13 protein-coding genes are annotated in these 12,989 nt (G+C 64.4%); 3 read left to right on the top strand and 10 right to left on the bottom strand.

The annotated features are described in order from the left end of the window. Positions 1-73: 73 nt before the first annotated feature. Positions 74-1,654, top strand: a complete 1,581-nt coding sequence (locus tag NR187_RS19620) for a GMC family oxidoreductase (RefSeq protein ID WP_211381186.1) — start codon at positions 74-76, stop codon at positions 1,652-1,654. A gap of 99 nt (positions 1,655-1,753) precedes the next feature. On the opposite strand, the gene NR187_RS19625 is transcribed toward NR187_RS19620, so the two are convergent. The 10 genes from NR187_RS19625 to NR187_RS19670 all read right to left on the bottom strand — a co-directional run bounded on the left by NR187_RS19625 (position 1,754) and on the right by NR187_RS19670 (position 9,749). Next, positions 1,754-2,476 carry a hypothetical protein gene (locus tag NR187_RS19625; protein WP_211381185.1) on the bottom strand — a complete coding sequence of 241 codons (723 nt, stop codon included), beginning with the start codon at positions 2,474-2,476 and terminating at the stop codon, positions 1,754-1,756. Between the two features lie 86 nt (positions 2,477-2,562). Then, complete coding sequence (locus NR187_RS19630) at positions 2,563-3,270, bottom strand: hypothetical protein (RefSeq protein WP_211381184.1); 708 nt, start codon at positions 3,268-3,270, stop codon at positions 2,563-2,565. A 132-nt stretch (positions 3,271-3,402) separates the two neighbouring features. Beyond that, positions 3,403-3,651: a hypothetical protein gene (locus NR187_RS19635; RefSeq protein WP_211381183.1), complete on the bottom strand. Its 249-nt coding sequence runs from the start codon at positions 3,649-3,651 to the stop codon at positions 3,403-3,405. Positions 3,652-4,211: 560 nt separating this feature from the next. Next, on the bottom strand, positions 4,212-4,985 hold the full coding sequence (locus tag NR187_RS19640) for a thioesterase family protein (protein WP_211381182.1): 774 nt from the start codon (positions 4,983-4,985) through the stop codon (positions 4,212-4,214). Between the two features lie 73 nt (positions 4,986-5,058). After that, positions 5,059-6,027: a nitronate monooxygenase family protein gene (locus tag NR187_RS19645; protein WP_211381181.1), complete on the bottom strand. Its 969-nt coding sequence runs from the start codon at positions 6,025-6,027 to the stop codon at positions 5,059-5,061. 187 nt (positions 6,028-6,214) lie between these two features. After that, complete coding sequence (locus NR187_RS19650; protein WP_211381180.1) at positions 6,215-7,615, bottom strand: aspartate ammonia-lyase; 1,401 nt, start codon at positions 7,613-7,615, stop codon at positions 6,215-6,217. Between the two features lie 30 nt (positions 7,616-7,645). Next, the gene (locus NR187_RS19655; protein WP_211381179.1) at positions 7,646-8,176 is read right to left on the bottom strand and encodes a hypothetical protein; all 531 of its coding nucleotides are present in this window, start codon (positions 8,174-8,176) and stop codon (positions 7,646-7,648) included. A gap of 48 nt (positions 8,177-8,224) precedes the next feature. Then, positions 8,225-8,827 carry a YqaA family protein gene (locus NR187_RS19660; protein WP_211381178.1) on the bottom strand — a complete coding sequence of 201 codons (603 nt, stop codon included), beginning with the start codon at positions 8,825-8,827 and terminating at the stop codon, positions 8,225-8,227. A 46-nt stretch (positions 8,828-8,873) separates the two neighbouring features. Further along, positions 8,874-9,278, bottom strand: a complete 405-nt coding sequence (hisE, locus tag NR187_RS19665; protein WP_211381177.1) for a phosphoribosyl-ATP diphosphatase — start codon at positions 9,276-9,278, stop codon at positions 8,874-8,876. A 117-nt stretch (positions 9,279-9,395) separates the two neighbouring features. Next, positions 9,396-9,749, bottom strand: a complete 354-nt coding sequence (locus tag NR187_RS19670; RefSeq protein ID WP_211381176.1) for a hypothetical protein — start codon at positions 9,747-9,749, stop codon at positions 9,396-9,398. 227 nt (positions 9,750-9,976) lie between these two features. Here NR187_RS19670 and NR187_RS19675 point away from each other — a divergent pair, with 227 nt between their 5' ends. Then, positions 9,977-11,026, top strand: coding sequence for an ABC transporter substrate-binding protein (locus NR187_RS19675; protein ID WP_256807311.1), 1,050 nt, complete (start codon positions 9,977-9,979; stop codon positions 11,024-11,026). Between the two features lie 92 nt (positions 11,027-11,118). Next, on the top strand, positions 11,119-12,915 hold the full coding sequence (locus NR187_RS19680; RefSeq protein ID WP_256807312.1) for a glucan ABC transporter ATP-binding protein/ permease: 1,797 nt from the start codon (positions 11,119-11,121) through the stop codon (positions 12,913-12,915). The last annotated feature ends 74 nt before the right edge of the window (positions 12,916-12,989 follow it).

Below are 12,989 nucleotides of genomic sequence, written 5' to 3' on the forward strand. Positions count from 1 at the left end.
GCGTACGATCGTTTCCGAAGCACAAATCTTGCAAGCGCTCCGCGGGATGAAGGTCTTCGCGGAGCGTTTCCCAATGTACGACACGATCATCGTAGGCGCCGGCTCGGCCGGCTGCGTGCTGGCCAACCGGCTGTCGGCCGATCCGCACCGCAAGGTGCTGGTGCTGGAGGCAGGCCGTGCGGCGCCGCTGGCGTCCGACATTCCGGCGGACTGGCCGACGATGTTCAACACCGCGGTCGACTGGGGCTATTACACCGAACCGCAAGCCGGCTGCCGCGGCCGGCGGATCTTCTGGCCGCGCGGCAAGATGGTCGGCGGCTCCGGCGCGATGAACGCGATGATCTATATCCGCGGCCTGCCCTCCGATTACGACGGCTGGGCGAAGGCAGGCTGCGCCGGCTGGGCGTGGCGCGACGTGCTGCCGAAGTTCATCGCGTTCGAGAACAATGCGCGCTTCATCGACGATCCCCTGCACGGCACGAGCGGGCCGCTGCACGTCGCCGACGTTCCCCATGTCGACCCGAACGAACTGAAATGGCTCGAGGCGGCACGGGCCGCAGGGCTCCCGTACAATCCCGATTTCAACGGCGCGACCCAGGAAGGCGCCGGCTTGTTCCAGTTCGTCATCAAGGACGGCGAGCGCTTCGGCACCGGCAAGGCCTATCTGCGGCCGGCGCTGACGCGGGCCAATCTCACGCTGAAGACAAGCGTGCGCGTCACCCGCATCATCATCGAGCGCTCCCGCGCGATCGGCGTCGAATATCTCGAGGACGGGCAGCCAAAGAGCGCCTTCGCAACCGGCGAGGTGGTGCTCGCCTCCGGGGCCATCAGCTCGGCACAACAATTGTTGCTGTCGGGCGTCGGCCCGGCTGACGAATTGAAGGCCGTCGGCGTCGACGTCGTGCATGAGCTGGCAGGCGTCGGCAAGGATCTCCAGGACCACATCAACATTCCCATCACCTTCTACACGAAGGAGAAGATCGGCGTCGGTGCCTGGACCGACGAGAGTCTCGCCGCGAGCCTTGCGGAATGGCAGGCGCACCGCAGCGGCCCGCGCACGTCTCCCTGGGTCGCCGCCGGCGCACATGTGCGGAGCCGTCCCGGCGTCGAGCCCGACCTTCAGCTCTACGGCGCGATCAGCCCGCACCGCGACTATGTTCGTTTCCTGTCGTCCAAGCCGGGCATCACGCTGCATGCGACCTTGCAGCGGCCGAACAGCCGCGGCCGGATCACGCTGCGCTCGTCGGACCCGATCGAGCATCCCGCGATCGACCCCGGCTATTTCTCGTCGGACGCCGGCGGCAACGACCTCGCGACCATGATCGAAGGCGTGCGCCTCAATCGTCGCATCGCCGCGCAATCACCGCTCAAGGAGATGGTCGCAAGCGAGGTGACGCCGAGCGCGGAAGCGGTGAGCGACAGCGAAATCGCCGACTATATTCGCGGTCATTGCACGACACTCTATCACGCCGCCTCGACCTGCCGGATGGGCACGGATGCCATGGCCGTCGTCGATCCGCAGCGCCTGCAGGTGCGCGGCATCGACGGCCTGCATGTCGCCGACGCCTCGGCGATCCCGATCATGATCTCCGGCAACATCCAGACGCCGACCATCCTGATCGCCGAATGCGCGGCGGCCGCGATTCTCGGCTGACGCACGGCTCAAGGCTTTTCGGCTCAACACTCCTGCGCGACCACGGGACAGGGCGAGCGCAGCTTCACGGGGTCGCGCGACCCTGCGGGCTAATTTAGTCTAGTCGTCGTCAGACCCGAACAGCCTGATCTGCGGGAAGCCGCCGCGCGGACGGCTTGCGACATCGCGCGCATCGGAATCCTCGCGGATGTTGCGCGCGACGTCGTCCCAATCCGTGCGGTCGCGCATACTTCGCGGCTCGCGCGAATCATAGTGACGGCGCTCGGCCCAACGGTCGCGGCGCTCCGTCCGGCGCCGTTCGGACGCGGCACGCTTCACGTCAGAATCCCTGGCTTTGGCGTAAGCGTTGTCGGGGGAGGATGACGGCTCGGTCGATGCCTGCCGCTCGGCAGGCTTTTCGACTTGCGGATGCGATGCCGGTGCCGGCCTGGGCGGCTCCACTGCGGCCGCTTGCGAAGGCTGTGGCGCCGGGGGCTCCGCGTTCGCCTGAGTGGTCTGCGTGTCGGGCTTTGCGGCTTCGGTTTTGGCGGCTTCGGACTTTTCTTCGGACTTCTTGTCAGACTTGGCTTCGGCCTGCGCCGGCGGGGCGATCATCGTGCCGAAGGCTTGCGAACCGGTGAGATATTGCAGGCGTTCGGATGGCGCGTCCGTCGTTGCGGGTTTGGCGGCTTCAGCGCGCTGCGCCAGCTTGCTCGTGTCCGGACCTTGCTTGGGCGAGACCGGATTCATGATATTGCCGGCGACAATGCCGCCGCCGAGACCGATGGCGATGGCCACGACGATGGTTCCGGCACCGACGAAATAGGCTGTCGAGGCGCGCATTGGTCCACTCCCTCTTTGGAGCGAGCAACGCTTGTCGATTGCCGGATGTTCCTGATACCGGTGCAGTTTCCGCAGGAACCTGCGCGTCAGATCTGCTGCGCGACCTTCTCGAGCCCGATGATGCGGGCGAGCTTGCGCACTTCCTCTTTCTGGTCGTCACGCAACTGGAACAGCAGCGGCATCGCCGCCGACTTCAACTGCTGGACCTCGTCGCAATTGGGATCGATCGGCACGGCCTGCCCATGTGGATTGGAGAGCTTGTTGGCCGAAATCTTGCGGACGACATTGCGCAGCGCGGCCTCGACCGAGGGCCAGTAATACTCCTGCGACGACGACAGTTTCAGGCGATCCTTGATGCCCGATATCTGAACGTCGGAGAGCAGCGAATAGGATTTCTGCGGCTGCGGCTTGGCCACGACCTTGGGCTTGGCCGGGACTTCGACCGCCGGAACCTCCGCCGCCGCGGGTGCCTCGTTCACATTCGCCTTGGGCATCGGGAAATCCGTCGGCGACGCAGCAGCGAACGCCTGGCGCAGCGGCTCGGTCAGCACCGGCATCCGTGACAGCTTGTCCGCGGGAACCTGCACCGGGTCGATCGCGGCCGAGGCCAGCGCCAGCGTCGGAACCAAGCGGTCGGCCTTGGCTGCGCGGTTGGTCGCGAGCGGCTTGGGCGGCGTCTGCGAGATCATTTCCGCGCTGACATCGGGCACGCTGTCGCGGCCGAGAATGGCGGTTGTGGCAGCGCCGAGGACGAGGAAACAGGTCAGCACGAGGATGGTGATGGCTCTGGACAAACGTCTCTCCGCGTCCGACTTCAAGTCCATGTGATCAGTGCCCGGAAACTAGGCGAAAATTAAGGCTTAAGCGTGCCATTGCGGCGGCAATCGCGCGGACTGCCGCGACATGATCAGAAAAATCCAACGAAATCAGGCGGCTAGCGCGAGATCGTAGGCGTCCTGGATGTCCGCTACGATCTCCGAGGCCTCCCAGACCGCGCGCGGCTCGACCGATTGCAGCGTCACCGTCCAATTGCCGCCCCGGCGGGTGCGGGGGACACTGAGGATGTCGAAGCGCACATTGCGGCACAACGGGTGGCGGGCCAGCGCATGCGCCACGCGAACGCGGATTTCGTCCAGCGAAGCTGCCGTCTTGGCGTTGAGAAAATCGAAGTCCATCGCCTGTCCCTCTCGGCCCCGATTGGCGGCCGTGAGGGGGATTCTGGGCTGGCGATGGTTAATCTGCCGTTAAACGCAGCGGACCGGAGGTATGCGGGATTAACTGTACTCGGGGCCGAAGCCCACTCTCCTCCCTGCACACATGCCGCGGGAAAGTCGACGCGCCGCAGCTTCCTCACCCGGGATTTTACGGGTTGTTGTGGCCCGCAAACAACAGCGCGCCACAGAGCGTGAAGAGGCGGTGCGCGGGCAATTGCCGGCGAATCTACGAATCAACTAGATCGCTGAACGGGGCTGGGAAGCGGAGTATCAAATGAGAGTCGCTTCCTTGGAAAGTGCGGTGGCTGCGGTCACGTTGATCACGGCTATCGTTGTGGTGCTGTGGGAGATCAAGATCTTCTACGGCATGTGAACTGGCAGGACGCTGGCGTCGAACAAGAGAGCCTCCGGACAAGAAGGGGTTCGCGACCAGGGCATCCCTTCCGCGGCGGCGGAAGTCTGCCATTCAAAGCCTGCCATTCAAATGGCACCGGGACTGGGCGCGGCCAAAGCCGTCACGCTCACCGCTTCTCGATCACCAGACTCTGCACGGCCCGGCCGAAATAGCCTTGCCTGTCTGCGAGCCGCGACATCGCGAGCCCGGCGCCATCCGGACCGATCCAGGAGTCCCCGTCGAGCAGGACCCATTCGCCGATCGGCTGGCGTGAAAAGCTCACGGTAAGGTCGGCGTTGATGTAGGTCCAGGCGCGAAAGTCGAGCGTCGAGGCGGTGCCGTTGGAAAAATCGGCCGCGACCACGGCGCGCATCGCCTGCGAGACCGCTTCGCCCTCGATCAGGGGATGGTCGACGCGAAACCAGATCGCACCGGCCCCAGCCTGGCCGAAGCGGCCGCGCGCAGCACGCATCGAGACCGAACGCACGAACGGGCTGGTGGCGGCATGACCATCCTCGACCAGCGAATCCTCGGGCGCGGGCAACTCGACCGGCAGCGCCCTGATGTCGTCGGGCAGCGTCAGCGCCTGGCGCTTGATCTTGAGCACGGTGGCGCCGACCACCTGCACGCCGTCGGCAAGCAGCTTGATTTCGCAGAGCTGGATCTTGCGACCCTCGCGCAAGACCTCGGTCGCAATCGTCAGCGGCGCCACCGGAACGGGGCGCATCAGATCGATGGTGACGCGCGCGATATCCATCGGCACCGGGGTCGGAATGCGTTCGGCCGCCCACGTCACCAGCGAAGCCGGCGCCGAGCCGTGCTGCATGCGTCGGTCCCACGGACCCGCCGCATCCGGGCTGGTGACGACGCTGTTGCCGTCGACGCGGTAGATCGCGGTCATCGCTTCTCCGTGGTGCACATTCGGAGTTAAACAAAAAGTGTCGTCCCGGCGAAGGCCGGGACGACAGCATGGTTCACAACGGCGGATCGATCGCTTCCTCATATTCCTTCTTGAAGCGCGCGATCAGTTCTGCGGCGGGCAGGATGCCGTCGACGCTGCCGATGCCCTGGCCCGAGCCCCAGATCTCCTTCCAGGCCTTGGGCTTGGCACGCTCACCGGAGGCATCGGTGCCGAAATTCATCTTGGACGGATCGGAGGTCGGCAGGTTTTCCGGATCCATGCCGGCGGCGAGGATCGAGGGTTTCAGGTAGTTGCCGTGCACGCCGGTGAAAAGGTTGGAATAGACGATGTCGTCGGCCGTCGAACCCGCGATCATCTCCTTGTAGCGCTCGACCGCGTTGGCTTCCTTGGTGGCAATGAAGGCCGAGCCGATATAGGCAAAGTCGGCGCCGAGGATGCGCGCGGCGCGGATCGCCTTGCCGTTGCCGATGGCGCCCGACAGCGCGATCGGCCCGTCGAACCATTTTCGCGTTTCCGCAACGAACGCCAGCGGCGAGATCGTGCCGGCATGGCCGCCGGCGCCGGCCGCGACCAGGATCAGGCCGTCGGCGCCTTTCTCGATCGCCTTGTGCGCGAATTTCTGGTTGATCACGTCGTGGAAGACGATGCCGCCCCAGCCGTGCACGGCCTGGTTCAGTTCCTCGCGCGCGCCGAGCGAGGAGATGATCATCGGCACCTTGTACTTGGCGCAGAGCTGCATGTCATGGTCGAGCCGATTGTTCGACTTGTGCACGATCTGGTTGACCGCGAACGGCGCCGACGGCTTGTCGGGATGCGCGCGGTCATAGGCCGCGAGCTCTTCGGTGATTCGCGCCAGCCATTCGTCGAGCAGCTCCGGCGGACGCGCGTTTAGCGACGGAAACGAGCCGACCACGCCCGCCTTGCACTGCGCGATCACGAGATCGGGCACCGAGATGATGAAGAGCGGCGAACCGATCACGGGGATCGACAGGCGTCCCTTGAACAAGGCAGGCATGGACATTGCGGAACGATCCTTTGTTGACGAGCAAATCGAAGGTTGGGGACCATACCAACAAGGCAATCTTTCCACTGTCAAGTATTGCGTCCTGACGCCATTGCGGATGCCGCGACCGCAATTCCAAGCCGCGGAATTCGCTCCTTTCCGTTTCCTCCGCAATGACGAGTTGAAAGCTGCGGATGAGCAATAGCTACGCAATCAGGTCCGGATTGATCAGACGCTCGAACGAGAACATCTCGTCCCATTTCTCCTGCGTCAGCAGCTTGCGCTCGACCACGACGATCTGGTGCAGCGACTTGCCGCTCTTGTAGCCCTCGCGCGCGATCTCGGCGCATTGCTTGTAGCCGAGCAACGGCTTCAACACCGTCACGATACCGAGCGAGTTGAGCACCATGTTGCGGGTGTGCTCCTCGTTGGCAGTGATGCCCACGACGCAGTTCTCGCGCAGACTGTTGACTGCGCGCTCCATGGTGCGGATCGAGAAGAACAGCGCGAATGAGATCACCGGCTCCATCACGTTGAGCTGGAGCTGGCCGGCGCTTGCGGCAAGCGTGACCGTGGTGTCGAGCCCGATGACGAGGAAGCTGGTCTGGTTCACGACCTCGGGGATCACAGGGTTGACCTTGCCGGGCATGATCGAGGAGCCCGGCTGGAGCTGCGGCAGGTTGATCTCGTTGAAACCGGCACGCGGGCCCGAGGCGAGCAGACGGATGTCGTTGCAGATTTTCGTCAGCTTGCTCGCAGTGCGCTTGAGGACGCCGGAGAGCTGCACATAGGCGCCGGTATCCGAGGTCGCCTCGACGAGATCGCCTGCAAGGATGAAGTCGACGCCGGTGAGCGCGCTCAAATGCCGGACCGCGAGCTTGGGATAGCCGTGGGCCGCCGTGACAGAGGTGCCGATCGCGGTGGCGCCGAGATTGATCTCGCGCAGCAGCGCGCGCGCTTCCGAGATGCGGTCGACCTCCTCGCCGATCGTGGTGCCCCATCCCCGGAATTCCGCGCCGAGCGACATCGGCACCGCGTCCTGCAAATGGGTGCGGCCCATCTTCAGCACCCGCTCGAACTCGCGGCCCTTGGCGAAGAAGGCCTCCTGGAGCTGGCGCAGCGCCGTCATATAGCTCTCGAGCCGCAGGATCAGTGCCAGCCGAAAAGCGGTCGGATAGGTGTCGTTGGTCGACTGGCCGTAATTGACGTGATCGTTGGGGCTGACGTGCTGATAGTCACCTTTGGCGAAGCCGAGCGATTCCAGCGCGAGATTGGCGATCACCTCGTTGGCGTTCATGTTGGTGGAGGTGCCAGCGCCGCCCTGGATAAAGTCGGTGACGAACTGGTCCATCATGTCGCCGGCAATGACACGGTCGCAGCCCGTGATGATCGCCTCGGCGACCTTGGTGTCGACAGCGCCGAGGTCGCGATTGGCCATGGCGGCGGCCTTCTTCACGTAACCGAGCGCCTTCACGAAGTAAGGCTCCTGGTTCATCGGAATGCCGGTGATGTGGAAGTTCTCCTTCCCGCGGATGGTCTGGACGCCGTAGTAGATGTCGTCCGCGATCTCACGCTGTCCGAGGAAGTCCTGCTCCGTACGGCTCATGGGCGCTCCTTGCTTGCTCGCGCGACGTCCTCAGTTCTGGCACAGCGCGCTGGTGACGAAGGTGTCAGTCCGGCAGTCATCTGGCTTGCGTTGCCGGCCCGGGATCAGAACCTTGGCCGAGCATTTTTCCGCGGAATCGGCATTCAGGCTCTTGCCTTCCCGGTAGCCCTTGCTCTGGCAAAGCTGGTCGGCTGCCTGCTTGCAATCCGGCGCGCCATTCGACGAGGCCGGACAAGCCATGCGACCCGACACCATGCTCGACGGCTTCGCCAGCCGCGACAAATCGTTCAAGGTCTCGCTCGGGCTTTTGATCGGAGGGAGGATCGCGGGCAGCTTGTCGAACAGCTTGCCCATTTCGTTGATCAGCCCGGGATTTTCCTCACCTGTCGGCGGAGCGGGTGTCGATGGCGGCGGCGCGGCCGGCGGCCCCTGCTCCTGCAGGCCGAGCGCGGGCGGCGCGGATTGCGGCCATCCGGTTGTGCCGGAGCCAAGCAGGAGCAGCAGCACCGCTGAAGTCAGCGTCCCCAGCCGGACGGCCGGATTGCCGGATTGAACCATCATGGAGGCAACCGTAGCCGAAGCCGGCGCAGCGGCAAAGCCGCCGCAGCCCTAGATCAACTTGATCGCAACGACAAAGCCGAGCACCAGCACCGCGGCTCCAAGTGCCACCCAGAGACCAAGATGCTTCTCGATCCTGACCCGGATCCAGTCGCCATAACGGTTGAGCAGGATCGCGACGATGAAGAAGCGCCCGCCGCGCGCAACGATCGAGCACAGGATGAACAGGACGAGATTGTAGCCGGCAAAGCCCGAGGTGATGGTGACGAGCTTGTAGGGGATCGGCGTCAGTCCCTTGAGCAGGATGATCACCGCGCCCCACTCCGCGTAGGAGGCGCGAAACGCATCGACCTTGTCGCCGAGGCCATAGACCTGGATCAGCCAGTGGCCGACCGAGTCGAACAGCAGCGCGCCGATGGCGTAGCCGAGCAGACCGCCCACCACCGAAGTGGCGGTGCAGACCGCGGCATAGAGCCAGGCGCGCTGCGGGCGCGCCAGCGACATCGGGATCAGCATCACATCCGGTGGGACCGGAAAGAAAGAGCTTTCTGCGAAAGCCACGGCTCCCATGATCCAGAGCGCGTAGGGCTTGTGGGCGGCGTCGATGCACCAGTCGTAGATACGTTTCAGCATGGCGCCGCGATGAAGCACCATGAGACGGATTTGTCCATCGCGAGTTTTTGAGCGTTTTGTGACGCTTTTAGTGGCGCTTGCGCGCCACCCGGCCCTCGATCGCGACAATTGGCCGCCTGGCGGCAACGCGCGGTGACGCGACTTTGGGCAGCTTCATCGGCGACTTCGGCAGCTTTTCCGCGATGCCGAGCATGTCTTCCCGTCGCGACATCTCGCGCCAGACATCCTCGGGGCGAACGCCGGCCGAGGCCCACAATACGGTGAGATTGTAGAGCAGGTCGGCGCTTTCCCGGATCACGGCTTCGCTATCGCGATTGACCGCGTCGATGACGACCTCGATCGCCTCTTCGGCCAGCTTCTTCGCCATTTTGGATGGACCACGCTGAAACAGCCGCGCAGTGCGCGATGTTGCCGGATCAAGATCCCTGGCCGCGAGCACAGCCAGATATAGCCGCTCAAGCGAATCACTCATGGTACTCAAACTACTCGAAACACATTGTAAGCGTGTTAACGCACGGCAATAAAAGCAGAAAACAGGCCGCCGCGGCAAGCGCGACGGCCTGTTGGTCGATGGCTCAGGGCGGATCGGTTAATAGCAACCGTAGCCGGAATAGCCGTGAGCGCAAACCTTGTCGTAACCGCCATAGCGCTCTTGCGGATAGCTCGGGCCGTAGTAGCCGGGGCTGCTGTAGTAGACCGGGCCGCCGCCGTAATAATAGCCCGGACCGTTGTCATACGCGTAGGCGTCGCGGCTTGCGGCGATCGCAAGACCGGTACCGACGATGCCGGCAAAGGCTGCGGCAGCCGCCGCTCCGCCGCCACCGCCATGCCAGTGACGGCCGCCTGCGTATGAAGCGGTCGGGGTCATTGCGGTCAACGCCAGCACCGCGGCGGTGGCAAGAACGGCCTTGCGGCCGGCAAATCTCGAAAATCTGTCAAACATGTCCTGGACCCTCCTTGGGACCTCGAATGGTGCCTGACGACAGGCTCATGTCTTTCAAACACCCGTATCCCATGTTGGGTTCCCCAACCCCAACACAAGCTGAACGGGGTTGCGTGATCATGACGCAACTGCCGCTCATCCGCCGTTCATAATGGCGCGGACAGACTCCTCGTCAGCCGGCGCTGCGAGCGTCACCAAATCATAACAATGCGGGACCGGCGCGACTGATGTCAGGATTCAGGACGATCGCCCTTCGCGGCCTGTTGGCCCTTGCAATCTCGCTTGCCGCGCTGGCCGCACGCGACGTCACGGCGGCTGAGACCGCCGGCCCCTCGATTGCGATCCGCTTCACCTTCGACCGCCCGATCGATGCGAGCATGGCGCCGTTCTTCCTTGCCGCAAAGGACGGCAGCTTCGGCACCGAACGCCTCAACGTCTCCTTCAGCAGGACGGCCGGATCGCCGGAAGCGCTCGCGCGCGTCGCCAAGGGCGACAGCGAACTCGCACTGGTCGACATCAACGAGTTGATCCGCTTCCGCGACAGGGACGATGCGGCACCGGTCAAGGCGGTGTTCGTGCTGTTCAACAGCGCGCCCTACGCCATCATTGCGCGCAGGAGCCGGGGCATCCACCTCCTGCCCGATCTCGACGGCAAGACCGTCGGCGTTGCCGATGGCGATCTGTCGATGCGGCTGTGGCCGGCGCTGGCGAAGCAAAACGGCATCGACGCATCGCATGTGAAATTCCACAAGATGAGCGCTGCAGTGCGCGAACCGATCCTGTCCGCAGGACAGGTCGATGCGGTCGCCGGCTTCAGCTATCTCTCGGCAGTGAACCTGCGCGACCGCGGCGTGCCCGGAGCCGATCTCGTCGTGCTGCGTTACGCCGACTATGGCTGCGAGGCCTATGGCTTTGCCGTGGTAGTCAATCCCGCCTTCGCCGCGGCGAAGCCGGACGCGGTGAAGGGATTCGTCCGCGCATTGATCGCCGGCGTCAACGCAACCGTCAAAGAGCCGGCACGCGCGGCGGACGAGGCCGCAAGCCGCATCGACGACGGCGACCGCGACCTGGAGCTGGCACGCCTGCGCACCGTCCTCGTCGACAACATCCTGACCGACGAGGTCCGCCGCAACGGCCTCGGCGGCGTCGACCCGGCGCGCCTGGATCGCTCGATCGACCAGATCGCCCGGGACTTCAAATTCCGCAAGCGGCCCGCGGCAGGAGATATCTTCGACGACCGGTTCCTTCCGCCGGTCGCGGCGCGGCTGATCAACTGAGTAAAACTGACAGCTTCCGCTGTATCTCGCTGGCAATCCCTGTTTAGAATATAGGCCCACCTTTCTGCTTTGAGCCCGAGCACCTCGCCCGCATGTCCATTTTCAGCCTCTATACCCGCGTCCTCGAGCTGCTCGGCAAGGAGGCGCGGCTGGGCTGGCTGTTGGCGTTCGCCAATCTCCTGCTCGCCGCCTCGCAATTCGCCGAGCCCGTGCTGTTCGGCCGGATCGTCGACGTGCTCTCGGGCAAGACGGTCGCAGGCTCCAGCTCGGCCTGGCCGTTCCTGATGGCCTGGGTCGCGTTCGGGCTGTTCACCATCGCCTGCAGCGCAATCGTGGCGCTGCAAGCCGACCGGCTCTCCCATCGCCAGCGCCAGGCGGTGCTCACCGACTATTTCGAGCACATTTTGCAACTGCCGCTGACCTTCCACTCCGGCACCCATTCGGGCCGGCTGATGAAGGTGATGCTCAACGGCACCGATGCGCTATGGCGGCTGTGGCTGGGCTTCTTCCGCGAGCACTTTGCCGCGATCCTCTCGGTCGTCGTGCTGCTGCCGCTGTCGCTCTATCTGAACTGGCGGCTCGCGATCCTGCTGTTCGTGCTCTGCATCGTCTTCACCGCGCTGACCACCTTCGTCGTACGCAAGACGTTCGGCATGCAGATGGCGGTCGAGGAGCAATATAGCGAGCTTTCCGCCCGCGCCTCCGATGCGCTCGGCAATGTCGCACTGGTGCAGAGCTTCGTCCGCGTCGAATCCGAGGTGCAGGGTCTGCGCTCCGTCGCTGACCAATTGCTGGCCGCACAGATGCCGGTACTGTCGTGGTGGGCGCTCGTCACCGTGATCACGCGCGCCTCAACCACCATCACGGTGCTCGCGATCTTCGCGCTGGGCATCGCGCTGCACGACCAAGGACTGACATCGGTCGGCGAAATCGTGATGTTCGTGAGCTTCGCGACGCTTCTGATCCAGAAGCTCGAGCAGGTCGTGAGCTTCATCAACAGCGTGTTCATGGAAGCCCCGCGCCTGCGCGAATTCTTCAACGTGCTCGATGCCGTGCCGGCCGTGCACGACCGGCCCGACGCGATCGACGCGGGGCGGCTCTCCGGTCTCGTCGAATTCAACGACGTCACCTTCTCCTACGACGGCAAACGGCCGGCGATCGAGGATCTCTCCTTCTCCGCACTGCCCGGCCAGACCATCGCGCTGGTCGGCGCGACCGGCGCCGGCAAGTCCACCGCGATTGCGCTGTTGCATCGCGCCTTCGATCCGCAGTCCGGCTTCATCAGGATCGACGGCATGGACGTGCGTGGGGTGACGCTGACATCGCTGCGGCGGAACATCGGCGTGGTGTTCCAGGAGGCGCTGCTGTTCAACCGCTCGATCGCGGAGAATCTTCGCGTCGGCAAGCCGGACGCGACCGAGGCCGAAATGCGCAAGGCAGCCGAGCGCGCGCAGGCCATCGACTTCATCGACCGCAGCGGCGGCTTCGAGACCAATGCCGGCGAACGCGGCCGCATGCTGTCCGGCGGCGAGCGGCAGCGGCTGTCGATCGCCAGGGCGCTGCTGAAGGACCCGCCGATCCTGATCCTGGACGAGGCCACCAGCGCGCTCGACGCCGTCACCGAGGCCAAGGTGAATGCCGCTCTCGACGAAGTGATGAAGGGCCGCACCACTTTCGTGATCGCCCATCGTCTCTCCACGATCCGCAATGCCACGCGGATCCTGGTGTTCGAGAACGGGCGTGTGATCGAAAGCGGAACTTTCGATGAACTCGTGGCCAAAGGCGGGCATTTCGCCGAGCTCGCCAGGGCCCAGTTCATGGTTCAGGAGAACGCACGGGCCAGCGTGACGGCGGCTGAGGCTGCTGCGACTGCCGCCAAGTCTCCCTAGCAAGTCCTCACAGGACCGTCGAAATTCGGCCTATTTCATTGCGGAATACCGGCTGGAAGCCCCTATTCCCGGCG

It is taken from the genome of Bradyrhizobium sp. Bra64 (assembly GCF_024519875.1).
Classification (GTDB): domain Bacteria; phylum Pseudomonadota; class Alphaproteobacteria; order Rhizobiales; family Xanthobacteraceae; genus Bradyrhizobium; species Bradyrhizobium japonicum_G.